This window comes from Desulfobotulus pelophilus (assembly GCF_026155325.1).
Taxonomy (GTDB): domain Bacteria; phylum Desulfobacterota; class Desulfobacteria; order Desulfobacterales; family ASO4-4; genus Desulfobotulus; species Desulfobotulus pelophilus.
On the sequence record NZ_JAPFPW010000001.1, the window covers coordinates 257,816 to 283,553 of the forward strand.

The 25,738-nt window shown below is 51.2% G+C and carries 18 protein-coding genes; 6 read left to right on the forward strand and 12 right to left on the reverse strand.

Annotated elements, in window-relative coordinates:
- Position 1 precedes the first annotated feature (1 nt).
- Together OOT00_RS01215 and OOT00_RS01220 are read left to right on the forward strand one after the other, a co-directional pair.
- The gene (locus OOT00_RS01215; protein WP_265423464.1) at positions 2-322 is read left to right on the forward strand and encodes a DMT family transporter; all 321 of its coding nucleotides are present in this window, start codon (positions 2-4) and stop codon (positions 320-322) included.
- A gap of 214 nt (positions 323-536) precedes the next feature.
- A complete protein-coding gene (locus tag OOT00_RS01220) occupies positions 537-1,295 on the forward strand; it encodes a DNA alkylation repair protein (protein WP_265423465.1) in 759 nt (252 codons plus the stop codon).
- Between the two features lie 21 nt (positions 1,296-1,316).
- Here OOT00_RS01220 and ald read toward each other — a convergent pair whose 3' ends face one another.
- The 6 genes from ald to OOT00_RS01250 all read right to left on the reverse strand — a co-directional run bounded on the left by ald (position 1,317) and on the right by OOT00_RS01250 (position 9,423).
- Positions 1,317-2,435, reverse strand: a complete 1,119-nt coding sequence (gene ald, locus OOT00_RS01225) for an alanine dehydrogenase (protein WP_265423466.1) — start codon at positions 2,433-2,435, stop codon at positions 1,317-1,319.
- Between the two features lie 192 nt (positions 2,436-2,627).
- Positions 2,628-3,392, reverse strand: a complete 765-nt coding sequence (locus tag OOT00_RS01230) for a substrate-binding periplasmic protein (protein WP_265423467.1) — start codon at positions 3,390-3,392, stop codon at positions 2,628-2,630.
- A gap of 213 nt (positions 3,393-3,605) precedes the next feature.
- Positions 3,606-4,841, reverse strand: coding sequence for a DEAD/DEAH box helicase (locus OOT00_RS16315; protein ID WP_265423468.1), 1,236 nt, complete (start codon positions 4,839-4,841; stop codon positions 3,606-3,608).
- 325 nt (positions 4,842-5,166) lie between these two features.
- Positions 5,167-6,309 (reverse strand): response regulator, encoded by a 1,143-nt coding sequence (locus OOT00_RS01240; RefSeq protein WP_265423469.1) that lies wholly within the window; start codon positions 6,307-6,309, stop codon positions 5,167-5,169.
- Positions 6,290-8,155: a sensor histidine kinase gene (locus tag OOT00_RS01245; protein ID WP_265423470.1), complete on the reverse strand. Its 1,866-nt coding sequence runs from the start codon at positions 8,153-8,155 to the stop codon at positions 6,290-6,292. Before OOT00_RS01245 ends, OOT00_RS01240 begins: the two co-directional genes overlap by 20 nt.
- A complete protein-coding gene (locus OOT00_RS01250) occupies positions 8,152-9,423 on the reverse strand; it encodes an ABC transporter substrate-binding protein (RefSeq protein WP_265423471.1) in 1,272 nt (423 codons plus the stop codon). Before OOT00_RS01250 ends, OOT00_RS01245 begins: the two co-directional genes overlap by 4 nt.
- A gap of 422 nt (positions 9,424-9,845) precedes the next feature.
- Here OOT00_RS01250 and OOT00_RS01255 point away from each other — a divergent pair, with 422 nt between their 5' ends.
- Entirely contained in the window at positions 9,846-10,082 is a 237-nt protein-coding gene (locus OOT00_RS01255; protein WP_265423472.1) for a hypothetical protein, read from the forward strand.
- Between the two features lie 172 nt (positions 10,083-10,254).
- On the opposite strand, the gene ldhH is transcribed toward OOT00_RS01255, so the two are convergent.
- The 5 genes from ldhH to OOT00_RS01280 form a co-directional block, all read right to left on the reverse strand.
- Complete coding sequence (ldhH, locus tag OOT00_RS01260) at positions 10,255-12,417, reverse strand: L-lactate dehydrogenase (quinone) large subunit LdhH (protein ID WP_265423473.1); 2,163 nt, start codon at positions 12,415-12,417, stop codon at positions 10,255-10,257.
- Positions 12,410-12,982, reverse strand: a complete 573-nt coding sequence (locus tag OOT00_RS01265) for a LutC/YkgG family protein (protein ID WP_265423474.1) — start codon at positions 12,980-12,982, stop codon at positions 12,410-12,412. Before OOT00_RS01265 ends, ldhH begins: the two co-directional genes overlap by 8 nt.
- Positions 12,983-12,992: 10 nt before the next feature.
- Positions 12,993-14,279: a (Fe-S)-binding protein gene (locus OOT00_RS01270; RefSeq protein ID WP_265423475.1), complete on the reverse strand. Its 1,287-nt coding sequence runs from the start codon at positions 14,277-14,279 to the stop codon at positions 12,993-12,995.
- A 4-nt stretch (positions 14,280-14,283) separates the two neighbouring features.
- Positions 14,284-15,666: an FAD-linked oxidase C-terminal domain-containing protein gene (locus tag OOT00_RS01275; protein WP_265423476.1), complete on the reverse strand. Its 1,383-nt coding sequence runs from the start codon at positions 15,664-15,666 to the stop codon at positions 14,284-14,286.
- Between the two features lie 175 nt (positions 15,667-15,841).
- Positions 15,842-17,533 carry an L-lactate permease gene (locus OOT00_RS01280; protein WP_265423477.1) on the reverse strand — a complete coding sequence of 564 codons (1,692 nt, stop codon included), beginning with the start codon at positions 17,531-17,533 and terminating at the stop codon, positions 15,842-15,844.
- Between the two features lie 789 nt (positions 17,534-18,322).
- Here OOT00_RS01280 and OOT00_RS01285 point away from each other — a divergent pair.
- The 3 genes from OOT00_RS01285 (at position 18,323) to OOT00_RS01295 (ending at position 23,996) form a co-directional block, all read left to right on the forward strand.
- Positions 18,323-21,745: an ABC transporter substrate binding protein gene (locus tag OOT00_RS01285; RefSeq protein ID WP_265423478.1), complete on the forward strand. Its 3,423-nt coding sequence runs from the start codon at positions 18,323-18,325 to the stop codon at positions 21,743-21,745.
- Positions 21,746-21,756: 11 nt separating this feature from the next.
- Positions 21,757-23,199 (forward strand): sigma-54-dependent transcriptional regulator, encoded by a 1,443-nt coding sequence (locus OOT00_RS01290; RefSeq protein ID WP_265423479.1) that lies wholly within the window; start codon positions 21,757-21,759, stop codon positions 23,197-23,199.
- 494 nt (positions 23,200-23,693) lie between these two features.
- Positions 23,694-23,996 (forward strand): Dabb family protein, encoded by a 303-nt coding sequence (locus OOT00_RS01295; protein ID WP_265423480.1) that lies wholly within the window; start codon positions 23,694-23,696, stop codon positions 23,994-23,996.
- Between the two features lie 228 nt (positions 23,997-24,224).
- Here OOT00_RS01295 and OOT00_RS01300 read toward each other — a convergent pair whose 3' ends face one another.
- Positions 24,225-25,445 (reverse strand): GNAT family N-acetyltransferase, encoded by a 1,221-nt coding sequence (locus OOT00_RS01300; protein ID WP_265423481.1) that lies wholly within the window; start codon positions 25,443-25,445, stop codon positions 24,225-24,227.
- Between the last annotated feature and the right edge of the window lie 293 nt (positions 25,446-25,738).

The following is a 25,738-nucleotide window of genomic DNA, read 5'->3' on the forward strand; positions in this document are numbered from 1 at the left end:
AATGGGCTGGTTGTTGGTTTTTTTAGCAGCGGTTTCGGAAATTATTGGAGTGGTGGGTTTAAAAATGTACAGTACGCAGAAAAAAAATGCGGTCAATACCCTGCTTTTTGTGGGTGGATTTGGCTGTGCTTTTGCCCTTCTCTATGCATCATTTCAGTTTCTTCAGCTCAGCATTGCCTATGCTGTCTGGATAGGAATGGGCACGGCGGGGGGGGTCCTGGTGAATATGATTTTCTTCGGAGAATCCAGAAATATGGGACGAATTATCAGTGTAGTGATCATTGTTGCCGGTGTGACGGGCCTGAAAGCTGTTTCCGTCTGATATGGCTTCCGGTTACTGTTCAGACTGGATGATATTATGCGGATGAGGGCCTGTGGTTCTGACTGGAGTCTGGTCATGTATGGGAAGACCGTTGCAAGAATGATTTTTTGCAGCGGTTTTTTTTGTCAGAAAGTTGCTGTATTTCTCTGTACCCGGTAAGAAAAGGGTCTAACGAGATGTCTTGCAGGGAGTAAATGGCAGCTAAGGGAGATTGATGGTGAGCACAGAAGGTCATGGCGGGCAGCAGATCTGGAAGAGTGCGGAGCAGGCTGCGGCAGGATTGGAAAAACTGGCGGATGGAACCTATGCCCGGACTTTGCAGCGTTTTTTTAAAACGGGTCCCGGGGAGTATGGGGAAAAGGACCGATTTCTTGGTGTGCGGGTGCCGGTTCTGAGAAGGCATATGGGTGCAGGCGCATCCATGGACCATGAAGAGGTTGGAAAGCTGCTGGCATCTCCCTGGCATGAGGTTCGGATGTTTGCCCTGTTACTGTGGGTGGATCGTTATAAAAAGGGGGATGAGAGCCGGAAAGAAATGATATTCAAAGATTATCTTTCCCGTACGGCTTGCGTGAATAACTGGGATCTTGTGGACGTTTCGGCTCCGGGTATTGTGGGAACCCATCTGCTGACACGGGAAAGGCACCTGCTCTATGAGCTGGCTGCCTCCGTTTTGCTATGGGATCGCCGTATTGCCATGGTATCCACCCTTACCCTGATACGTCACGGTCTCTATGACGATGCCCTGCGGCTTGCGGATATCCTTTCCCATGATACGGAACCCCTGATACACAAGGCTGTGGGTTGGATGCTGCGGGAGGTGGGGAAGGGCGACAGAAATTTATTGGAGAATTTTCTTGCCCCCAGATGCCGCCAGCTTCCCCGCATTCTTCTCCGGTACAGCATAGAACATTTTTCGGCAGATTCCCGGAAAGTATGGCTTTCCGGGAATCTGCCGACGGGACTTTCATAGGTAGTGGATGGGGGTAAAGGATTATTCGTAAAAAGATTTTTCCACAGGTGTATAGTCCAGATCAAAGGCTTCGGCCACTCCCTTACAGGTTACATGCCCCCGGACAATGTTCAGACCTTTCTGCATTTCCGGAAACTCCCGTACGGCTTCCAGAAGGCCATTGCTGGCTATGGCAAGGGCATAGGGCAGGGTGGCGTTGGTCAGGGCTATGGTCGATGTCATGGGAACGGCTCCCGGCATGTTGGAAACACAGTAGTGCAGTACGCCATCAATTTCATAAACCGGGTCATCGTGGGTTGTGGGCCTGGATGTTTCTATACATCCACCCTGATCAATGGCCACATCCACAATAACGGAACCGGTTTTCATGGTTTTCACCATTTCTCTTGTGATCAGTTTGGGTGTTTTGGCTCCGGGAAGCAGTACGGCTCCGATAATGACATCTGCTTCGCTGACTTTTTGGCGGATGATGGCTGGTGAGCTCATGATGGGTACACAGTTTTTGGGCATGGTGGCGGAAAGATAGCGCAGCCTGTCCAGCCGGGTATCAATAAGATCCACCTGAGCACCGAGTCCGCAGGCCATGAGAGCGGCGTTGGTGCCAACGGTACCACCGCCAAGGACGAGAACGCGGGCTGGAGGAACTCCCGTTACTCCACCGAGAAGAATCCCCCTGCCTCCGTGGGTCCGTTCCAGATATCGTGCTGCTTCCTGTACAGCCATGCGTCCGGCTACTTCGCTCATGGGAATCAGCAGGGGAAGGCCGCCATTATTATCTTCAATGGTTTCATAGGCCAGAGCAATGCCTCTGGTGCGTATAAAGGCATGGGTGAGCTGTTCATAAGCCGCAAAATGAAAATAGGTAAAAACGATCTGATCTTCCCGTATCAGATCATATTCCGATGGCTGGGGTTCCTTGACGTGCATGACCATTTCTGCATCTGCAAAGATATCCGCCGGGTTTCCCACCAGACGTGCACCCGCACCGGCGTAGGACTCATCGTCAAAACCCGATGCAGCCCCTGCATTTTTTTCCACAAGAACGGAATGGCCGTTGGCCACCATAATTTCGACTCCGGCGGGTGTCATGGCAACACGATTTTCCTGATGTTTGATTTCTTTGAGAATGCCGACAATCATGAAGAATCCTTCCTGGGTAATGGTTGGACAGTTGGGTAAGACTCTTTCATGTAGCATTGTCTTCGCAGATGTAGCAATGGGTAACCGAAAGGAAAACCCGGCCTTTATGGAGAAAGACCGGGTTTCTGTTCTTGTTCGGAAGTTGCCTTGTCTTTGGATTTGTAGGGGAAAGTACGACAGCCATAACGGCCGTTATCCCCCAAAATATTTTCTGTATATATCTTTGTAGGAAGCACTGGTTTTGAATTTCTTCAGTTCATCGGAAAATTTGTCAACAAAATCTTTTTCCACCGTATTCTTACTGAACACGACATAAAGAGATGTGGTTTCTATGGGCTTGGGAAGGGGGATGATGGAGCCGGAAAGTCCCATCTGGTTGATAAGATAAAGACCGTTACCATAATCCATGACGGTTGTATCGATCCGTCCTGCCATCAGTTTTTGAATGTTGAACTGGTCATTGGTAACTTCTTCAAAATTTTTCTGTGAACGCATGAATTCCCACAGTTCAGGGGTGTAGGCATAACCCCTTACCACGCCGATGGTTTTTCTGGTGAGATCGTTGAATGTGCTGAACCGTATGTTGTTTTTATCTTCGCTGCGGATAAAAAAAGACCAGGATGAGTCCATGAGGCTTTCGGTGGCATAGTGGGTTACTTGAGCCCGTTCAGGATTGTACACGGCGGTGTAAAGAAGATCGGCATATCCGTCAATTACCATACGTTCCGCCCTGGCCCATGGATATTGCTGAATGCGGCCGTCAATGGCCACATTCATATTTTTCAGTACCTCCAGAATCACTTCCGTTGCAAAGCCGGATACGTACTCATTACCCGGTTCGCCGGCCTTGAATTCGTAGGGTGGCCATTCATCGGTTACAATTTTAAGGCTTTTTCCCATTGCGGGACCGGAACCGAGACAAAAAACAAGAGACAGCAGAAGAATCATGTGTTTCATGGAAACCTCCAGTGGATGCAGGGGGAGCAATAGAGACTCTTTGCAGAGGCAGAAACGCCCCTGAAGAAAAGCATGGTATGGCGGTGAGTTAAGTGGGTATATTCTTGTGCGAACGGGGTTTTTTGTCAACGAAAAAGTAGAAGGATTCTCTTTTCGGGAAGCCGGTATATTCGGTGAAACGGGGGGATGGGCCAGACAGTGGCCCGTCCCTCTTTATTTCTTTTTTCCTTTTTTCTTTTTTGTGGCTTCAAAGGCTTCCTGACTGGAAATGAGCTCTTCAAGGGATTTTTCGTGGGAGAACATCAGGGTTTCTGCATAGGTTCCCCTGTCCATGGAAAGTTCGGGTACGGGTTTACCGATCAGCTGCTCTATGTCTGCCAGCATGGTTTTTTCTTCTTCGCTGCAGAAGGAGATGGCCAGCCCTTTATGGACTCCCCTGCCGGTTCTGCCCACCCGGTGAACATAATTTTCCGTCACATCCGGTATGTCATAGTTGATGACAACCTGTACGTCCGGAATGTCAATTCCACGGGCAGAAACGTCGGTGGCTATGAGTGTACGGCAACGGCCTGTGCGAAAGGACTGCATGGCTTCGAGCCGTTCTCTCTGGTCTTTGTCGCCGTGGATAAAAAGGGCTGGTATCTCTGCCCTGTGCATGGCTTTGGCCACCCTTTCTGCGCGGACTTTTGTCCGGACAAAAACAAGAATCTTGTCTTCGGGGTGCTCTTTGATGAAGCGTTCCAGAAAAAAGCGTTTGTCATCCTTTTCTACAAAGAGAACATGGTGGGATACGTTTTTAGAAACTGGATCTTCCGGTGAGAGCTGGATGCGGATGGCGGAGCCCCTTACCTGAGAGTAGGCAAGTTTTTTGATTTCGGGGCTGATGGTGGCGGAAAAGAAGAGGGTCTGATGCTTTTGAGGCAGCTTTTTTTTGATGGCCTGGATGTCGTTAATAAAGCCGAGATCCAGCATGCGGTCCGCTTCATCCAGAATCAGTGTACGGATGCGTTCCACACGGAGATGACCCTGTTTGATCAGATCAAACAGGCGGCCGGGAGTGGCTACAAGAATATCCAGCCCATCCTGTAGTTTTTTGATCTGGGCATCCTGCTCCACGCCACCGTAAAGGGCAAAGGTTGCCACTTTGGTATGTCGGGAGAGCTTGGCAAATACCTCGCCTATCTGTGCCGCCAGTTCCCGCGTGGGTACCATGATCAGACAACGGATCCCGTAGCTGCGCTTACTGGTTTTGTCTTTATGGATACTGTCTATTACGGGAATGGCAAAGGCTGCGGTTTTACCGGTTCCGGTCTGGGCTATGGCCAGTACGTCTTCTCCTTTCTGGATGGAAGGGATGGCTTTGAACTGGATATCGGTGGGTCGCTGGAACCCTAGTTTTGCAAGATTGGTCTTGATTTCTTCTGAGATAAAATACTGTTCAAATTTCACGAGTTGTCTTGCCTTAATTGAGAAATGAAAGAATCATGGTAACGTCGTAACAGAAACTGTTCTATTATATATTATACAAAGGCAGCACAGGCGGCCAATAAAAAACGGTTTCTCCTGATATAAATAATCCGGTTTTTCTGTTTTACGGACAGGGAAAGCCCGGCATACCCAATAAATAAGGGGGGTGAATTTTGTGCGGAACTTCCATGGAATTTTCCACCTTCTTTTATCGGGTAAGAGAATCATTCCCTTTATGGCAGCCGGTATACCAAGCCTTGTTTTGTATTAAGTTCATATCATTGTTGTCTTTCCCCGGGAGCAGATATTATGTTCCGGAAAGGGGTAGAAAAATTTCAAAGACGCTGCCGGCATCGGGTTTGCTTGTAACCGCTATGGCTCCCTGATGGGCGCGGACCATTCCCAGAACGGCGGAAAGTCCCATGCCTCTGCCCATCATATTGGTGGAGAAGAAGGGGTCGAAAATACTCTCCAGGTCCTGATTATCGATACCGCATCCCGTATCCCGTATGGTAAGGCAGGCATAGTTTTTTTTTGTAGCCATAAAGTCCAGCGGAAAGCGATGATGGCCGGGAATCGAGGTTGCCGGCAGAGCCCTAAGGCTCAGGACAATTGTTCCGTTTTCCCCGGTGGCTTCCACCGCATTCACGACCAGTTCCGTTACAATCTGCTGAATTCCGTTCCAGTCACCCTCAATGGTGAGCTGTTTTTCCGTAAGATGGGTTTCCATATCCATATGCTGCGGAAGCTTTGCAAAAAGATCCGGTAGCAGGGCGGTACAGCAGCGGGTCAGATTTATGGGGTGATGATGGATGGCGGTTTTTCCCGTATAAGTGAGAATCAGACGGCTGAACGCGGATGCCTTTTCCACGGAGCTGATGGCCGCATCCAGGTATCGGGATGCCTTTGGATTGTATCTGGTGAAAATGCTTACCATCTCAAGATTACCCAGTACGGATTGAAGATGATTGTTGAACTTGTGGGCAATGGCACCTGCCATGCGGATGAGACCTTCTACTTTGAACAGCTGGCGATGGAGGGCTTCTTTTTCTTTCAGTTCCTTCCGGGCCTGAACAAGGCTCAGATGGGTTTCAATGCGGGCAAGGACCTCTGCCTCGTGAAAGGGTTTGGTAATGTAATCCACCGCCCCCTGGGCAAAGGCCTTCAGCTTATCATCCAGAGCATCCAGAGCAGTAATGAAAATCAGGGGGATTTCCCGGTTGTCTGGATTCTCTTTCAGGTAACGGCACACTTCAAAACCGTCCATTTCAGGCATCATGATATCCATCAGTATCAGGCAGGGCGATCGGGCCTCTATGGCTTTCAATGCCATCGGACCGTTGGTGACAGGGCGGACTTCATATCCCCTTGTTTTGAGAATCCCCGTAAGTACCCGCAGATTATCGGTGTTGTCATCTACAATGAGAATGTCACTGGCCTGTGTTTGCATCGCAGCTCCCTTCATCGACAGGCATTCGGGCCGTAAGGAGGGTGAGTATCTGTTCATAATCAAAGTTTTCAGCCAGAGCGAGAAGTTCAGAACCGATGACGGCGTCATACTGGCTGACTTCGATGATGCGCCGGTGAATCTGATCCAGTTCCGCTCTGCGTGTTACAGCGGTAAGTTTGTGGATAAGGGAAATGGGTACTTTGCATTCTTCGGGGAAAGGAAGGGATGTTTCCGGGGCCCGCGGTTCGGAAAGGAAGGCCGGTTCCTGCCGGGAAATCGGTTGGGATGGGTCATGATCTGTCAGGGGGATGGAAAGGAAGAAAGCACAGCCTTTTCCCATTTCGCTGTGAACCGTCAGCGTGCCCTTCATCAGGGCGGCCAGGTTATGACAGATGGAAAGGCCAAGCCCCGTACCTCCCCTTGGGTCACGGCTTTGATGGGCTTTCTGGAAGGGCTTGAAAAGGCATGGAAGATGTTCTTCCGGAATACCGCACCCCGTGTCCTGTACATAAAACAGAATGAAAGAGGCATGGTCTTTTGTTTCCAGTTCAGTACCCAGTGAGATGCTGCCTTCATCGGTGTATTTCAGGGCATTGCCAAGGAGGTTGATTAGTATCTGCCGAAGCCTGAGGCCGTCTATTGTAATATAGCGGGGAAGGTCCGGATTTCTGTGGAGGCGAAAGCTCAGCCCTCTTGCTTCAGCCCTTGGTCGGAACATGGCTTCCATGTCCGTAAGGAGGCTGTCCAGATTGGTGCGGTCTTCCTGCAGATGGATTCTTCCTGCCTCAAGGCTTGCTGTGTTGAGCACTTTGTTGATGAGATTGAGAAGATGTTCGCCGTTACGCAGGATGGCTGCCAGTTGCTGCTGCTGTTCATGATTGATTTGTGGATTTTGGGAGGCCAGCCTGGAAAATCCGATGATGGCATTCAGGGGTGTTCTGAACTCATGGCTCATATTGGCAAGAAAGAGTCCCTTAGCCTTGCTGGCAGTTTCTGCTTCCTCTTTGGCATCGAAAAGTTCCTGAACTTTCTGCTGCAGATCATCATTAATCCTTTTCAGGTTGTCCGATGTCTGGTTAATGGCGTGGCTGATTTTACTGAGTTCATCTTTGCCCTTGAGGGGAATTTTTTCAGGAAAATTTCCCTGTCCAATTTCTGCAAGGGCCTTTCTCCAGATGATAAGATAGTGATTCAGGTTGCCGAGGAACAGGATGAGAATCAGACTGACGCCAAAGGATATGACAAAACTGCACAGGATAATAAGCCGTATGGTTTTTTGGATCTGATAACGGATTTCAAGCTGAACAAGCTCGATGAGATCGGAAAGCTTGGATTCAAATTCAGCGGCGAGATACAGAGATGCTGCGTCAATGCTCTTTTTCGCTTCCAGCACGGCAAATTTTTTGGTGCTCATAACCTGATAAAGCAGTCCGTCGCGGGAGCCTCCGCTCTGCTGGAAGAGTACCGCCAGATCCCTGTCCGCACGGTACAGCCACTGCCGGGTGCTTTTCCAGAAGTTCATGAGGCTTTCCGGCGTTGCCTGCAGTTTTTCTGTTTTCAGCAGGGTTCTCAGGTGGGAAGAGCTGTGCAGGCTGTGCAGGCTGATATCCAGCCTGCGGTGGGCTTTCTGCCACTGCAAAAAGCTCTGGTCAAGGGTCTCTGAAATGAGCAGCTCCGTGGTTAGACGGCGGAGATCCATCAGCGCCTCCATGCTTTCCGCGCAGACCGTTTCCGCTTGTCTCAGATACTGGATTTTGAAAAGAAAAAAGACGGAAAGCCCGGATATGCCCATAAATCCGGACATGACAACGGCAATGATTAGGGAAAGGCGGGCTTTGAGATTCATGGTAAAGGCATGCTCCGGGACAGATCATTCTGTAAAAGGGCCAGTTTTTCCAGGGTCAGCTCAAGGTGGTCCGGATCCATGATAAAATGGGACAGGATATCCGTGACCGGCTGAAGCAGGGGGCCGGGTGCGCTTTCCCAGAAGCGTGGCAGTATATGAGGGTTTTTTTTCTCCATGTGGTACAGGAGCTGCTGGCGAAAATTCGGGAGATGGGTGGTTTCGACGTTTCGGTTGGCCGAAAAAGTACCCATGGACTGGGAAAAGAGAAGGCTGCCTTCCGTTCCCATCCACCAGTCTGCAATGGCATCCGCCTGTTCCCTCTCCTGTGAATGGCTTGCTGTGAATATGGGGCCGGTTTCCATCATCAGGCTGAAGCCTGCCACCGGATTACGGGGAGGGAGAAGAAACATGCCGATGCTTTCTTCCGGAACGCCCTGATCGATGAGAACCATGGAGGGATACCAGGAACCGCAGAGAACCATGGCAAAGGCTTCCGTGTTCCACAGGTGGGCTCCATTGGTGAACATGCGGGTGGATGGAGGCGTAAAATATCCCCTGAGCAGCATATACTGCCATGTCTCCATGGCTTTTCTGATTCTTGCATCACTGTAATCATGGGTATTGTTGTGCAGGTCAGTGTAGAATTCAGGATCTTCTCCCATAATGAGCTGAGAAAACCAGATGGTGGCATACCAGGAAAACTGCAGGGAAGAGAGAAGAGGCGTGATCCCCTCTGTTTTCAGCATTTCGCATATCTCAATGAATTCTTCCCATGTTGTGGGTGCTTGCAGACCCAGACGATCAAAAATATCCCGATTGTACCAGATGGGCCAGTATTCAATACTATAAGGAAAACCGTACATTCTTCCATCCCGGGTGTAGCTTTCCCGGATGAATTCGGGGTAGTGCTGCCTGTGTTTATTCCATATGTGGCTGATGTCTGCAATCACCCCTTTTTTGAGAAGATCGTCAGCACGGCTGCCTGTCCACCAGGTGAAGAGGGCAGGGGCTTTGCTGGTGGGTAGGTTGGCTTCCATGCGGCTGATGAAAAGATCCGTTGTCTGGGAGTCCGTGGGTATAAATCTGTGGCCCGTACGTTTTTCTGCCACAACGGCCTGGTTGACAAAGGCCTGCTGAAAACGTGGCAGGCTACCTTTGTCATGGGCCAGTGTGAGGGTGGGCTTTATTTCCTCCGGGGTGTGCTGAAAAAGAAACAGGCTGTACAGGCACAGAAAAAAGAAAGCAGGTATTAGAATGCGTTTCTGCATGGAGGACTCCTGTGGTTGTTTGTTGTACCTCTTTAGGCCAGAAGTCCGTGTTCCTGCAAGCTTTTTTGAAACAAAAAAGATCGGTTTTGAGACAAAAAGTGCTTTCGTGTGAGAGGCTGATGGTGGGCATGCATGGGCGAAGGGGAGGGACACGATAATGATGAAAAAAGAGGGTACAACGGTTGGCAATGATGATGGCCCGAAAGATAGGTTACTGGTATAAAGATGTGTCTACGATGTTCTAGCCGCTGTACCCGGCGGGCCACGGTCTTCTGCTGGATGTTCCTTTGTTCCGTCCGCCGACGGAAGGACGGGCCCTTCCCGCTTGCCCAGTCAATCTGTCAGCCCAGCCTGAGCCATGCGGGAGATATCCGGAGAAATGGTGTTTCCATGGTACAGCTGGGGGCGTGGAGTAGGGTTCCATGGCGGATCTTACCGCTTTTGATGCCTATGGTGGTTCTGTATGGGGGGAAGGAAAAGGGGACTGCACACAGCTTTGGTCCTGGGCTTTCTGCCCATGGGCTCATCATGGGTGCAATCAGGAACACAAAGACATGGAGCGCAGCCCTGAAAAGGGGCCTTTCTGGAAGGTGGATGGCCTGTCAAGACGGTATGGTCGTTTTGCCAGCCATAGGAGCGTTGCCGGTTTGCTTTGTTGAAAAGCAACCCGACAAGACCGGATTGTACCTCATCGCCTGCATTCAGATCAAAAACAGGAATTTATGGTATGCCTGTTTCAAAGTCTGTGGCCTGTACAGACCCGGCCCCTCTCCGGAAAGGAGAGAGGCCGGGCAGGATCTTTTAAAACATGGAGTTCTGTTGTGGCTGGGTTTAATCTTTTTTCCTGAACTCCTGTAAAATCTCTGCCATATGGCAGACACGCATGCGGGAGGCATGTTTGTCCATGCCGCCGGAAATCTGCATGACGCAGCCCGGGCAGTCCGTGACCACAATGTCTGCCCCTGTTGCTTCCATGTTGGCCACTTTGCGGCGCAGCAGCTGCTCGGAAACCTCAGGGAAGTCTACGGAGTAGGATCCGGAGAAGCCGCAGCAGACATCCTCATCCGCAGCAGGGATATAGTCAAGACCCGCAACCCGCATGAGCTCCCTTGGTTCTTCCACCACATCGAGGCCGCGGCAGAGATGGCAGGGCGCGTGGTAGGCTACCTTCTTTCCGCTCACACGGAAATCCTCCGCTGTCACCTTCAGCACATTCACCATGAAGGAGGAGAAATCGATGATCTTCTCCTCAAGTTTTCTGACTTCATCGGGAACGGCATTTTCCTTTTGAAGAAGTTTAGGGTAATTCTCTTTGATGTGGGAGCCACAGGAGGCGCAGAGGGTGAGGATATAATCGTATTTGCTTGTATCCAGCGCCTTCAGGTTTTGCCCGGCTACTTCTTTAGCTGTTTCATTTTCCGCCATCATGAGAAGGGGCAGACCGCAGCAGGTCTGATCCATGGGAAGGTCCACATCCACGCCATAGCTGGCCAGAAGGGAAACGGCATCTTTTGCCTGCTGAGGGTAGATGAAGTCCTGGGCACAACCTGCAAAAAGGGCCACTTTGAGTTTGGGATTTTTGACCACAGGTTTGAAGGAGGCCCACTGATCCCGCAGGGGGTGTTTGGCCAGCACGGGGATGGTGCGGAAGTCGTGCTTACGGCCGAAAATGGTGGGCAGGTGACGGATTTTCGGGCCATCGGCAATGGGGGCCTGGGCCATCCATGCGTTTTTGAGCAGGGTATGGAAGAGTCTGCGGTTGCCCATGACCTTGGCGAGAAGCCGGTTGCGTAAAGGCCGTTTGCCGTCTTCATCCATGACTTCCCGGTATACCTTTTTGATGAGGTAGGGAAGATCGATTTTGGCAGGGCAGACTACCTTGCAGCTTTGGCAGTTGAGGCAGTTTTTTACGATGGCACGGGCATTGTCCCTGCCATGGTAAAAGAAGGTGAGAATGAGACCGATGGCACCAATGTACACATGGCCGTAGGTATGGCCACCGAGGATCCGGTAGATGGGGCAGACATTGGCGCAGGCTCCGCAGCGGATGCAGCGCAGGACTTCGGAAAAGACGGGATCTTTGGCAAGGGCCAGTCGGCCGTTATCCAGAAAGACGATATGCCGGGTTTTGGCTTCTTTTTCCGAAGCGCCGCAGGGGGGCTGGCCCTTGATCCAGGTCACATAGGAAGTGAGCCCCTGACCTGTTGCATTCCTTGTAAGGCCTTTCAGCGCGGTGAGGGCACTTTTGAGATCGGGGATCAGTTTGTCCACACCGGCAAGGGTAACATGCACCCGTGGCAGGGTGGTGGTGAGCCGGGCATTGCCTTCATTGGTGACAATGCCGATGGCACCGGAGTCCGCGAGGGCAAAGTTGGCACCGGAGATGCCCATATCCGCTTCCATGAAGCGGGGGCGGAGCTGTTTTCTTGCCACCTTCACAAGTTTGTCGATGTTTTCCGGATCCTGCTGTTCTCCGGAAACGTCGGTAAACAGATCGCCCACCTGATAGCGGGAAAGGTGGATGGCGGGCATAACCATGTGGGAGGGGCCTTCATGGCGCAGCTGAATGATCCATTCACCCAGGTCGGTTTCTGTGACCGTGAGGCCCTGTTTTTCCAGGTGGTCGTTGAGAAAGGTTTCCTCTGCGGTCATGGATTTGGATTTGACAATGGTTTTTACATTGTTTTCCTTTGCAATGGCCGCAATGATGGCGTTGGCTTCCTGGGCGGTCTTGGCGAAGTGCACCTTCACGCCACTGGCTTCCGCATGACCGGTGAACTCTTCCAGTAACTCTTCCAGTCTTGGAAGGGCCGCATCCTTGGCGCAGGCGATATCCTGCCGCAGTCCTTCCAGATCCATACCGCTGAAAGCTTTGGCCCTTGAAGCCTTGTAGCTGGTGGCAAAGTTGTTCAGGGTTGTCTGAAGAAATTTTTCTTTTAAGGTCGCACGGATCTGGTCCGAGTAGTCTTTCATGTTCTGAGGCGTTTTAATCATCGGCTTTTTCCTCCCGGAGAATAATGTGCAGGAATTCAGGCCCATGGACGCCAATGCTCAGAACCCGTTCTATGTCTGCCGTACGGCTGGGACCGGTGATGAAAGCCATATATGCGGCATGGTTTTCCTTGAGTGCCGCATCCAAGAGGGGAGTCAGCTCATCGGTGGAAGGATAAATTGTTGCTGGGTCCAGCACACAGACATGGGTTTCCGACAGCATGGTGGCAATGCGCAGGTTTTCCTCCGTCGAGTGCAGAACCAGAGTGCCTGTCTGGGCGATACCCCAGCTGGCAGGTGTGAGACCCGTATGAATCCGGTGCATCTGTGGCCGGAACGGAGGTTCCAGTACCTCAATGTCTTTGGCCGCTGCCATATCTTTGAGAACCTTCAGCAGTTCAGCAAGCTGATCCGGTGCAAATCCGGCTACGGCAATAGTTTTTCCGCCCTGTTCCGCGGTGAGATTGACGGCATAGGCTGCAATGGCCGGGATTGTTTCGGCTGTGCTGATCACGCCCTGCACGGCCTCTGCCTTTTCTTTAAACAGCTCAAGGATTTCATTTCCCATAGCTCTCTCCTTACAGCCCTTCGGCATAAAGCTCGATGCTGTGTTTGACGCGGACATTATCTCCTTTAGAGGAAAGCATATCCGTGATCTGCATCATGCAGGCAGGGCAACCGGTGGCAACAATGGGAGCCTCCGTTGCGACGATGTTATTGCGTTTTTTCTGTCCGATTTCTGTGGATGTCTCATAGTGCTGGAGATTGAAGCTGCCGCCGGAGCCGCAGCAGGTATTGGCGTCTTTCATTTCCTTGATTCGGTACTTGCCACTGGCCTGAATCAGGGCTCTGGGCTGGGAGAAGACGCCCAGGGATTTACCGAGATGGCAGGGGTCATGGAAAGTAACAGCCGTGTCTCCCAGGGCATCTTTGGGCCGTACCCCCACCTTGTCCACCAGGAACTGATTGATGTCCATGACTTTTCTGCTGAAGGCTTCAATGCGGGCCTGATCCTTCATGCCGAGGTTTTCTGCCATCATGGGCCAGACCTTTTTCAGTGTGGCAGTACAGGTGGCACAGGGAGTGACCAGCACATCAAAATGGCTTCCGGAAAAGGTCTCAAGGTTATGGCTGACCAGTTTTTCAAAGGATTTTGTATCCCCGGAAGCCAAAGATGGCATGCCGCAGCAGCCCTGATTTTCAGGCAGATAAATGCCGACGCCGTGATGTCGGAGAACCTTGATCACGGCATCCCCGATGCCGGTGTACATTTTGTCCACAAGACATCCGGGATAAAAGGCCACTTTCAGCCCGGAAGAACCTGCCGGTGTATCCAGAAAAGGGTGGGTTTTACGAAAGGCCCGGTCAGCCAGAGGAACTATGTGGCGGTTGCCGAGTATGGAGGAAAGCATGGGTGCACAGGAAGTCCCATGATAGGCGTTGGCCTTTCGGGTCATGAGTCCCTGAAAACGGGCCCCCACATCAATGAGTCTGTTAAAGAGTCCGGGGTGAGTAAGTGTACCCCGGAAAATCGCTTTTTTAACGGCTGACAGTCCGTTGTATTCCGTCAGGGCAGCTCTGGCCTTAAGGAAGATGTCCGTGGCTTTGACCCCGCTGGGACAGTTGGCGGAACAGGATCCGCAGAGAAGGCAGTTTTCCAGCTTGCACTGTACCCCTTGCGCATCGCTGATGAGCTGCTGGCTGAGACCGTCCAGAAGGGCAATCTTACCCCGGGCCACGTCTCCTTCATTCAGGGTCTGCCCGAATACCGGGCATACGGACTGGCACATGCCGCAACGCATGCAGCTGGCCAGCATATCGTCGATTTCCTTGAGCAAGGAATGCAAACGTTTCAGATCCCCCATGATATCAGCCTCCGATAATCTTGCCGGGGTTGAGGATATTTTTCGGGTCCACGGCACGTTTGATTTTTCTGGAAAATTCCATGGAACCCCTTCCCACTTCTTTTTCCATGAAACCTGCTTTGGCAAGGCCGATACCATGCTCACCGGAAAGGGTGCCGCCCATTCCCAGGGCCAGCTCGAAGATTTCTTCAATGCCCTTTTCAACGCGGTGCCACTCTTCCCTGTCCCGCTTGTCGCAGAGTATGGTGGGGTGCAGGTTGCCGTCTCCGGCATGGCCGAAGGTGCCGATGGTGAGTTTGTGCCTTTCCGCAATGGCGTCCAAACCGCGAACCATATCCGGAATCCGGCTTCTGGGAACGGTGGCATCTTCCAGTACGGTGGTGGGTCTGAGTTTGGCCAGGGAGGAAAGGGCTGCCCTTCTCGCTTCCCACACCTTGTTTTTTTCCTCTGCGGTCTGGGCCACTTGAATGCGGGTGGCTCCATTGGCCCTGCAAATGGTCTCCACCTGATCCGCTTCTTCGGCAACCTGTGCGGGATGGCCGTCTACCTCAATGAGAAGAAGAGCTTTGGCATCCGTAGGCAGACCGGCCTTGGCAAAGTCCTCTACGGTGCGGATAGTGAAGTTGTCCATGAATTCCAGCGTACAGGGAATGATTTTAGCGGCAATGATGGCAGCGACGGTTTCGGCTGCCTTATCTACGGAATCGTAGATGGCCATCATGGATTTAGCCGCTGCAGGCGGTGGCACCAGCTTCAGGGTCAGCTGGCTGTACACTCCAAAACAGCCTTCGCTGGCAGTCATGAGTCCGGCAAGGTTAAAGCCGCTGACGCATTTAACGGTTTTGGAGCCAGCCCGGACAAGGGTACCTCCTGCATCATAAAATTCCATGCCCATGACATAGTCTTTGGTTACACCGTACTTCAGGCCCCGCAGGCCTCCTGCGTTTTCCGCAACGTTGCCGCCAATGGTGGAAACGGCCTGGCTGCCGGGATCGGGAGGGTAAAAAAGGCCTTTGCCCGCTACTTCTGTTGCCAGCTGGGCTGTGATTACGCCGGGCTCCACAATGGCGTACATGTCTGCTTCATTGATTTCAATGATGCGCTGCAGTCCGTTGGTGAGCATGACAAGACCGCCCATGGAAGGGATGGTGCCTCCACTTAAGTTGGTGCCGGCTCCCCGAACGGTTACCGGAATACCATTTTCATTGCAAAGCCGCAAAATGCCGCTGATGTCTTCGGTTTTCCGGGGCCGGACCACCAGACCGGGCAAAACCGGAGCCAGAACAGCCGCATCATAGGCATAGTTCATACGGTCGGTTTCGCTCTCCATGACATTCTCTGCGCCAAGGAGTTCTTTAAAGGCACCCACCAGGGAATTCTTTTTCATGGGGTTTCTCCATAAGAGTAAAGGATGCAGGGCATCCGAAGGTCTGTGAAATCAGAAGAAGTGCCGGGTTCCGGGAAACGACGGAACCCGGCACTTTCTATGAAAAGGAAACGTAAGGCAGATACTCTCGCTTTCGGGCTGGACAGGGCAATCCGAAAGCTGTGGCCGTTTTATCTTAGAAAGTGGCCGGGAAAAGAATGTAAGCAAAAAGCAGGCCCAATGTACCAACAATGACGCCGTAGAGGGCCATGGGGATGACGGTACGACGGATGATCAGGCCTTCCACGCCCACAAGGCCGACGGTGGCAGAGGCGGCCACAACGTTATGGACACAGATCATGTTGCCCATGGCCGCACCCACACCCTGCAGGCCCATAACGATCTCCCGGCTGGCACCGATGGTGGTGGCTAGTCCGTACTGGAAATCGGAGAAGAGCAGGTCGGAAACGGTGGCGGAACCTGTGATGAAAGCACCAAGCGCACCCACATAGGCGGCAAAGAAGGGCCAGCTCTGGCCTGCAATGGCAGCTACGGCCGTGGCCATGGAAAGGGGCATGGAGTGGTAGCCCATGGCATTATTGCCGGATTGCCGCATGATTTCCACCAGAGCCACGGCAAAGAGCATGGCGATGGTTGGATTTTTCAGGCGGATGAAGCTGTCTTTCCATGCCTGAGCCGCTTTGGCCGCAGGGATTTTATGCAGGAAGATGGTGATCAGAGCAACGAGCATAAAGGGGATAACGCCGGGCAGATAGAAAGGCGTCATGGTGAAGTTGACGGTTTCATAGCCAAGGATCTGGGGAAAACTGATCTTGAACGAGGTAACAATACCTTTAAAGGGCAGGCTTCCTATACGGGTGAGGACCAGAAGTACCGCAATAATAATATAGGGCAGCCATGCCATGAACTGGCTCATGTGGGGTTTGAGATCTTTGGAGCCCACTTCGATTTCACCCATCCACTCCTTGTCCCAGGAGCTGCGCTCACCGAAGTCCCAGTTTGTATCCGGCATGAAAAGCCCTTTTTTGGCTGCGGTGATTACGATGCCAAGACCCACAAGCCCGCCGATGAGAGAGGGGAATTCCACACCCACAAAGAAGGCTGTCAGCAGATAGGGCACGTTGAAGGCAATGGAGGCAAAAAGGGCAAATTTCCAGGCACCAAGGCCTTCTTTCCAGGATTTGTTTTTGCCGAAAAAACGGGTAAGAAAACACACAAGGAAAACCAGGAAGCCAAGGGCCACAATGGCATGCATGACAGCGGCCCATTGGCCGACATTCATGAGAAAGCCGTTAAAGCTTGTAAAACCGATGTTTTCACCGGCGGCAATGGCGGCATTTACGGGAGTTTCCAGGGTCATCATGCCAAACCATACAGGAGTACCCACGGCTCCGAAGGTGACGGGGATGGAGTTGGATACCAGGGCAACACAGACTGCTGCAAGGGCGGGGAAGCCTAAGCCCAGAAGCAGAGGGGCTGCAAGGGCAGCCGGAGTTCCGAAACCTGCAGAGCCTTCAATAAAAGCACCGAACATAAAAGCAATGATGATGGTCTGGATGCGTCTGTCCGGGGATATGCCCATGAAGCCGTAGCTGATGGTTTCCATGGCCCCGCTGACCTGCATGGTATACAGAATGACAATGGCACCGAAAACAATGATGAGCACGTTGATGGCGCTGCCGAAACCGGCAAGGGTTGAGGCGGCTAAAAACCCGAAATCCATGTTCCATACGGTCATGCCCAGCAGGGCACAGACGAGCCAGGCGAGGGGCATGGCCTTGGTGGCAGGCCAGCGCATACCGACCATCAGCACCAGAACAAGGGCAATGGGTACAAAAGCAATCAAAGCAAGCATTCCAATGGACATCACAGGCCTCCTTGATAAAAATAAGTGCAGGGATTTCGGGTGAGTCCCTGACATGAATGGTAAAGGATCACTCCGGGATGTCCGGGACGGGGAAGGGGGGAGTCCCGAGACTGTGAAACGCCGTTTGTTTTTCGGACGATGTCTCGCCCGGAGTGGTATCCGTTCCAAGACTTAGCGATAATTGTGCCATTGTCTTTAATTCTTTTTATTTCAATTCTTTATACTTAAGTGCTAAGCCGTTTCGGCAAGTGTGAAGGTTGCCGGGTCTGAAAAACAGGAATGGAATTCCGTGAGAAGGGTTTGTGTTTGGCATTGTTGAACAGATTTTGGTGTTTGTTTCAAAAACTTGTAGAAATGGTGTCCGGAAAATCGGATTCAGTATTCTTCTTTTTAGGATTTGGACTGGTAGAGCAGGTCAACTCCGCTGTCTTTGGCGAGTAAACAGCGTTTTGTGTCGGGCCGCAAATAGCCTTTTTTGAGGATTTTGTCCTTTTTATCCGTCTGGCCGGGCTTTCAATGGCTGGAAAGTATGACCCAGGGGGAGGTTTTTTACGGATATCCTTGCATGATTGTCACTCATTCATTATGGAAGAGTCTTTATGATATCGGGTTTCAGTTGAAAATACAAAAGAAAAAACCGGACTGTGCCCCTCCTGTCATGCTTGCGGTGTTTCCCCTCTGCCTGTGGAATGTTTTTTCATGGGAACTTTGTGTTCCGGGAAAAGATTGTTTCTTGTACAGTGTTGTGACATGGGTTGCTGAATGGCATATTTTGGGTGAGTGAAAATTATGATGACTGTAAAAAACACGAGCCGCCTGTTTCTGATGGGAATCATGTTGTCTGTTTTGCTGCTTTCCGCTGCGGCAGGTGCGGACGAAAGATTGAAAAAGAGGGTGGTGTATCTGAATTCCTATGAAGATGGCTATGTCTGGTCTGACACCCTGCTGCAGGGAGTACGGGATGTGCTGCAGGAAACGTCCTATGCCGTTGAGCTGCATGTGGAATACATGGATACGAAACGTTATCCGGATCCCGGCCTTCGTCCTTACTTGATGGATCTGTATGCGTATAAATATGGTGACCTTTCCATCGATGCTGTAGTTGCAGCAGATGACTATGCCTTTGATTTTATACTGGAACACAGAGATCTGCTTTTTCCTGGAATTCCCATAGTCTTCTGCGGGGTTAATGATTATCAGCCCCATCGGATAGAGGGGATTCCCGCCATCACCGGTGTGGCGGAAAGCTTCAGTGTGGTGGAGAATGTGGAACTGGCGCTCCGATTCCGGCCTTCTGCCAGACGTATGGTGGTGGTGGGAGATGAGTCTTTTACGGGAGGAGCCACCATGGCCGTTATCCGTCAGGTGGCTCATCTTTTTGAGGACAGACTGGATATTGAGTACTGGTCTGACCTTGATATGGAGGTTGCCATCGATGCTGTGGGGCGTTTGCCTGAGGATACCTTTATTTTTTATGTGCCATATTATGAGTATCTTCAAGGAACTTATTACAGTGCGGATGATATTCTGGAGCGTATCTGTCAAAATGCCAGTGTTCCGGTATTTACTTTCTGGGAGTTTCTTATGGGTTCCGGAGCAGTGGGAGGACAGCTGACCAGCGGATCCCGCCATGGAAAAATGGCTGGTGAGATGCTTGTGCAGGTTCTTGACGGCATGCTTCCTGAAAAAATTCCTGTGATTACAGAAGATCCTTATATTTTGCTTTTTGATTATCTGGCTTTGCAGCGTTGGGGCATCCGTTCGGCACTCTTGCCGGACGGAAGCCATTTTATTAATGAGCCCAGGCATTTTTATGAACTGAACCGGGAGGTTTTCTGGACAATCATGGGAAGCATGGCTCTGCTTGCCGGTGTTCTCATTCTTCTTGTACTGAACATTGCAAGACGCAGGGTGGTCGAGGAAAAAATAAAGGACCAGCTGTCTTTTCTGAAAATTTTAATGAATACCATCCCCATTCCCATTTATTTTAAGGATAAAGGGGCTCGTTTTCTGGGTTGCAATAACAGTTTTGAGCAGTGGTTCGGTGTACAGGTGCGTAATATCGTGGATAAGGGAGATGCCGTATTGCAGGGTCGGCATCCCGTGCGACTCAGTGATGAGGTGGATGATGCCCTGTTTCGGGATCCCGGCGTTCGGGTGTATGAGAACCGCATATATGATGCCTCCGGAGTTTACCGTCATGTGATTCTGACCAAGGCGACCTATCTCAATGCCAGGGGGGAAATTCTTGGCCTGGTGGGGGTGATCAACGATGTACATGACATCAAGACAGCCCAGGAGAATTTATGCATTGCTGAAGAACGGTACAGAAGTATTTTTGAAAACGTATCCAAAGGCCTTTTTATTGCCAATCCTGAGGGGCGGTTGACCCATATGAACAGGGCCTTTGCCCGGATTCTCGGGTACGGCACGGAGGGTGAGGCTCTTGAGAAAACCGGAGGTCTTCTGGAATTCCATTATGTGGATCCTGAAAACCGTAAAGTCTTTTGGGAAATATTGTTGTCCGGCAGAGAAGTGGCCGGTTTTGAGCTGGCCTTTTATACCCGTGACAGAAAGAAGCGATGGGCCGCTTTGAATGCCCGTGCCGTCTATGATACCGAAGGCAGGATGGTGCATGTGGAGGGTATTGCGGAAGATATCACCAAGCGCAGGCGGGCGGAAATGGCCCTTATGGAATCCCGCCAGCGGCTTTGGCTGGTGCTGGATAATATTCCCCAACTGGTTTTCTGGCAGGACCGTGAGCTGCGTATCATGGGGATGAACCGCAGTAGTGCGGGGTTTTTCGGTTTGGAAAACGGGCCGAGGGTGATAGGAAAAACCCTTTTTGAGCTGCTGCCGGATAAAGATGATGCCGCCATGCTGATGGAAAGGGGAGAGAGGGCCGTGCAGCTGCAGGAGCCAGTCTACCGTTTTAAATGCAGAATTCAGGATGGACGGGGACGCAAGGTGTGGCTGGAAATCAACAAGGTTCCCCTGATTGGTGCGGATGGTGTGGCCAATGGTGTTTTGAGCTGTGCGGAGGATATCACGCAGAAGGTGACTCTGGAGCGGCAGTTGCTGCAGAGCCAGAAAATGGAGGCGCTCGGAAGGCTTTCTGGTGGTATTGCCCATGATTTTAATAATATTCTTACTTCTATTATCAATTCCGCTGAGCTGGCCATGGAGGATCTGGAAGAGGGCAGTATGGGAAGAAGGGATCTGGAAAGGGTCCTCCGCGCCGGAGAACGGGGCAGTGGAATGATTAAAAAAATTCTGGCCTTCAGTCGTCCCGGAAAAGAAGAATTCCAGTGTGTGGATTTACGGCCGGTTATTCAGGAAGGGCTGGACCTTCTGCGTACATCCGTTCCCGGGCACATTCGCCTGGAGGAGAATTTTTGTGCTGAGCAAGCCCTTGTCTGCATGGCCGATCCTACACAGATTCATCAGGTACTGATGAATCTGTGTACCAATGCCCTGCAGGCCATGGGAATGCTGCCCGGTGTGCTGGAAATAGCTTTGACCTCTTTAGCCCTTGATGATACGAGCGCCATGGCCCTGGGGCTGCCTCCTGGTTTGTTTGCAAGGCTTACGGTAGCCGATAACGGGCCGGGTATCGATTCCGTTGTTCTGGATAAGATTTTTGATCCTTTTTTCACCACAAGGGAAAAAGGGGGCGGGAGCGGTCTGGGGCTTTCCATGGTACACGGCATTGTCAGAGCCCATGGAGGGGTTGTTCAGGTTAGCAGTGTTCCGTCGGAAAAAACCGTATTCGATGTCTATCTTCCCCTTGAGGGAAAGGGGTCTGCATCCTGTGCTTCCCTTTTGGAGAGTGTTGCGGAAGGGAATGAGCGCCTTCTTTTTGTGGAGGATGACCCGGATCAGCGTGAAACCGTTCCGAGAATTCTTCAGGGGCTTGGATACCGGGTAGTGGTAGCTGCCAATGCCGACGAAGCTCTTTCCCGCATGGAGTCATCGGAAAAAAGATTCCACCTTGTGCTGACGGATTATGATATGCCGGGAAGTGATGGCCTTCAATTTGCCGCCCATTTACACTCCATGCATCCGGATCTTCCCGTGATTCTGGTGACGGGTGGTGGAATGGCGGAAACCTTTCAGCCGATAGATAATATTTGTGCTGTTATTTCTAAACCTTATAGTCGTGATTCCCTGAATCGTGTAATTCGGAGTGCACTGGATGTCAGGCTCCACTGAAAGGAATATCCGTGGCACGTATTCTTGTGATTGATGATGATGTGGATTTTTGTGACACCATGGCCAGCCTGATAGGGAGAATGGACTATGGGTTTCATGCGGCGTACACGCTGAGGGAAGGGCTTGCTTTTCTAGCGGAAAATCCTGCGGACGTGGTTTTTTTGGATGTGCACCTGCCCGATGGCAATGGATTGGATGCCATTCCGAGGATCCGGACTTCCTCTGGAGGGCCGGAGGTGATTATCCTGACGGGTCTTGGTGACCCCGATGGTGCCGAGCTCGCCATTGCTGCCGGTGTATGGGATTATCTGGTAAAACCTTTTTCCGTTAAACAGACTCGCTTAAGTCTGGACAGGGCCCTTCGCTACAGAAGCGAAAAGCAGCAGGCAAGGGAGCCTGAGCCGCTGAATCTCAGCTCCGTTGTGGGAGAAGGGCCTGCCATGAAGGAGTGCTACGGTCTTCTGGCTCAGGCAGCCCGCAGTGATTCCAGAGTGTTGATCACAGGCGAAACAGGTACGGGCAAGGAGCTGTTCGCCCGCACTATCCATGAGAACAGTAACCGGGCCAAAGGGGAGTTTGTGGTGGTGGATTGTGCATCCATTACGGAAACCCTTTTGGAATCCACCCTTTTTGGACATAAAAAAGGGGCTTTTACCGGTGCGGAAAGCGACCGTATCGGGCTTGTGAAGCTGGCCGACGGCGGAACCCTTTTTTTGGATGAGGTGGGGGATATGCCCCTTTCCATTCAGAAGTCCTTTTTGCGCGTGCTGCAGGAAAAACGTTTTCGTCCTGTGGGCGAAACCCGTGAACTGGCATCGGATTTTCGTCTTATTGCTGCCACTAACCGGAATCTTCAGGAAATGGCTGAAAGGGGAACCTTTCGTCAGGATCTCCTTTTTCGTCTCTGGACCATTTCTCTGAAGCTGCCTCCTTTACGTCACCGGGGAGTGGAAGATATTCGCTCCTTGTCCCGTCAGCATATCAGAAAGCTTTGCAAGGGGTCCGGTATGCCCATGAAAGAAATGGCCCCGGATTTTGTGGAAGTACTTCTGGCTTACCCCTGGCCGGGAAATGTGAGGGAGCTGTTCAATGTTCTGGAGGTTGCTTGTATAGTATCGGGTGAAAATAAAACTATCTATGCCATGGATCTGCCTCGCGAGATTCGTATTCAGGTTATGCGGGCTGCTCTGGGGGAAGGGGCGGAGGCTGAGAATGTTGCGCTGGATGTATCTGTACCCGGAGGAGGAGCCCTGTCTTGTGATATTCCCCATTCCCTTCGGGGGAATCTGCCGCCTTTGAAGGATTTCAAGGCTGAAATGGAAGCCCTGTATCTGGATATTCTCATCCGTAAAACCGACGGCAGTCCGCAGGAAATGATGGCGGCTTCCGGTCTTTCCAAATCTCATTTTTATGCATTGCTGAAAAAATACGGCCGAACGTTGAAGCCATTATGATCTGTCCGTTATGGCGGCCTGTTTTCCTCTTTTCCGGACAGATGGTTTTTTTATCGGAAAATGGACCGTTTTTTTTACAAAGAGACGGTGCGGCGGTGAAGGGCGGCAGAAGGGAAGGGTTTGCTTTAGGGCTGTCTGAGGAATGTCTGCTCGGGAATCGGGGGTATAATTATTTGTTTTGTAGGGTTTTTTTGAGGCCTGATGTTTTTTTCAGAAAGGCAAGGGTTTTTTTGGGGTGTGGGAGGTTGTTGTGGTACTTTATTTGCATTGTACTTGACCCAGAACCCCAGAAGGGGTCCCGTTGCTATTGGCAGCGGCGGAAACCAGCGTGCCGGGTAGTCTGTCTGATCATCTCATTTCCCTCACTTTGTTTTTTGCCAACCTTTCCGGATTTTATCCCACCTCTCAATAAAACCCTTTCTTCAGGCAACCCGGTGCTGGTATTCTGAAACATAAAACGTTTCCCCGGATGGATGCATAATAAGGAGAGAGCCATGTTCAAGCATATAGTGCTGTTTCGTCTGAAAGAAAAGGCACGGGGCCTGAGCCTTGAGGCCAATGTTGGTGAACTCAGGGATATGCTGGAAGCACTGCCGCAAAAAATATCGGATATCCGCTTTCTTGAGGTGGGTGTGGATGTTCTGAAAACAGGTCACAGCAGTCATATTTCCTTGATTACGGAATTTGATGATGAAGCCGCTTTTACCCGTTATGTGCAGCATCCCGATCATCAGAAGGTGTTGGCATTTTTGCAGGGTGTTCTGGAGGAGCGGCGTGTGGTAGATTATTCGGTGTAAGAATTCCTGTTATAGATAGGCTCTGGATTATGAAAGTGGTTTCCGCCATGGAGCGGAAGCCGCTTTTTTTTGTTGGTTCGGTATCCGGTGGGGTTAGGCCCTTATGAAGGCCCGGATGCCCCAAGAGGTGCAGGCCCGGGAGCAGTGAAAAAAAGGTAATGCCTGCCGAAGGCCGGTTGCATGCCGCCGTCAGAGCAGGGTCAGATAAATTGATTTGCTTCGGTTTTTTTAAAAATAATCCGAAAAATAAGGTGCTGCCTGGGGAATGAGCTGTTCCAGAGAGCGTAGTGTTCTGGGGTCCGTTCGGAGACGTTCAATACTTGCCAGATAGGAGGGGCGCTTGTAGCCCATGAGCATGGTGGTCAAGGTCTGGATATCTGTGTGGACCGGTTGTCCCAGGGGCTCTCTGGACAGGCACAGGTTCTCATTTCTGTCAAAGGAGATGCCGAAAACGCCCCGGTTCCATTCCAGCACAGAATCCTCAACAACGAAATGGAAATCCGTAACTGGAGGATTGGCAAAGGGGCAGGCCAGAAGAAACTTTTCAAGATCTACTATGCGGGCCATGATATAGGGCTGGATAGTTTCCGTTATTTCGCTGTCTTCCAGAAGAAAGGCTATGGGTTCGTCTTTATAGGAAAAACCTTTGACTTCTTCTATCATGGAAAAGTGCGCGGAGATATAGTTCCATAATCCTTTTCTGGCCTCCTGATTCAGATAAAACATTTCTTTGATGTGAAAAATGTCTTCAGCAATTCTGTAGAACAGGCACCCTGTGGGCTCTTTGTCTGAATTGTAATAAAGGGCGGCAAAGTGCTCTTCTTCATTTTCCCAGCGCCAGTACTCTTCCCATGCCAGATCATCCCTGATCAAAGCTCCATGGGTGGTTCTGGCAAATCTGTCGTAGGTATGAATGATATCCTCATGGTTCAGACTCTGTCTTTTGACGAACCCTTTTGTCTCTGCTTTTGACGGGAGCTGGGTGTCCCTCAGGCTGAAAGACATTTTATCGGATATGATTTCCCATCCCTTGCGCCGGTAATAGGGAATGGAATAGGGGAAAAGGTAGGATATCCATTGACCGTTGGCCCGCATCATTTCCAGGCCCTTTTTCAGAAGCCGGCTCATCAGTCCCATGCTGGCATATTCGGGATAGGTGCCAACGCCGGTGAGGTATCCCATGGCAAATATCGTTCCCCGTATATTCACTTCACAGGGGTAGATGGCCAGCTGGGAAATGAGTTTTTCCCGGTCAAACCAGCCGATGACATCGGCTTTTCTGAGGATGGGACGCTTGGCTCTTATGAGCTCACCTTTTTCATAGCCCACTTCCTGCAGGTCATGGCTTGTGACCTGAAAAACGTATTTGAGGAGTTCATTGAACTGCTCCAGATGCTCCAGCCTTACGGGCTGAAGTGTGAAATGGTCAGCAGGATAACCGCGAGACATGGTTCACCTTCCATTGACGGATGTCCATAGGGTCTGCCTTTTCTGTGGCCCCATCCCCGGTGGTATGGGAGAGTACCCCGAAGCAGGATGCAGAGACTTTGTTTTTTATAACAGAAATGGAAAGAAATTTCTGATAAAGTAGCATGGAAACACAGCTTCTCGGGCTGCACGGTGTCCTTCATATTCATTGCTGATGAACAGTCAGGTGCATTGGGTCAGGGTGTTTTTCAGGACGTGTTTTGAAAGATGGCCTTTTGCAGACGTACAAGATAAAACGGTTCCTCCGGACTCGG

Coding starts and splice junctions, on each gene's coding strand:
- OOT00_RS01215 (WP_265423464.1), top strand. CDS start 2: ATGGGCTGGTTGTTGGTTTTTTTAGCAGCGGTTTCGGAAATTATTGGA.
- OOT00_RS01220 (WP_265423465.1), top strand. CDS start 537: ATGGTGAGCACAGAAGGTCATGGCGGGCAGCAGATCTGGAAGAGTGCG.
- ald (WP_265423466.1), bottom strand. CDS start 2,435: ATGATTGTCGGCATTCTCAAAGAAATCAAACATCAGGAAAATCGTGTT.
- OOT00_RS01230 (WP_265423467.1), bottom strand. CDS start 3,392: ATGAAACACATGATTCTTCTGCTGTCTCTTGTTTTTTGTCTCGGTTCC.
- OOT00_RS01240 (WP_265423469.1), bottom strand. CDS start 6,309: ATGCAAACACAGGCCAGTGACATTCTCATTGTAGATGACAACACCGAT.
- OOT00_RS01245 (WP_265423470.1), bottom strand. CDS start 8,155: ATGAATCTCAAAGCCCGCCTTTCCCTAATCATTGCCGTTGTCATGTCC.
- OOT00_RS01250 (WP_265423471.1), bottom strand. CDS start 9,423: ATGCAGAAACGCATTCTAATACCTGCTTTCTTTTTTCTGTGCCTGTAC.
- OOT00_RS01255 (WP_265423472.1), top strand. CDS start 9,846: ATGGCGGATCTTACCGCTTTTGATGCCTATGGTGGTTCTGTATGGGGG.
- ldhH (WP_265423473.1), bottom strand. CDS start 12,417: ATGATTAAAACGCCTCAGAACATGAAAGACTACTCGGACCAGATCCGT.
- OOT00_RS01265 (WP_265423474.1), bottom strand. CDS start 12,982: ATGGGAAATGAAATCCTTGAGCTGTTTAAAGAAAAGGCAGAGGCCGTG.
- OOT00_RS01270 (WP_265423475.1), bottom strand. CDS start 14,279: ATGGGGGATCTGAAACGTTTGCATTCCTTGCTCAAGGAAATCGACGAT.
- OOT00_RS01275 (WP_265423476.1), bottom strand. CDS start 15,666: ATGAAAAAGAATTCCCTGGTGGGTGCCTTTAAAGAACTCCTTGGCGCA.
- OOT00_RS01280 (WP_265423477.1), bottom strand. CDS start 17,533: ATGTCCATTGGAATGCTTGCTTTGATTGCTTTTGTACCCATTGCCCTT.
- OOT00_RS01285 (WP_265423478.1), top strand. CDS start 18,323: ATGATGACTGTAAAAAACACGAGCCGCCTGTTTCTGATGGGAATCATG.
- OOT00_RS01295 (WP_265423480.1), top strand. CDS start 23,694: ATGTTCAAGCATATAGTGCTGTTTCGTCTGAAAGAAAAGGCACGGGGC.
- OOT00_RS01300 (WP_265423481.1), bottom strand. CDS start 25,445: ATGTCTCGCGGTTATCCTGCTGACCATTTCACACTTCAGCCCGTAAGG.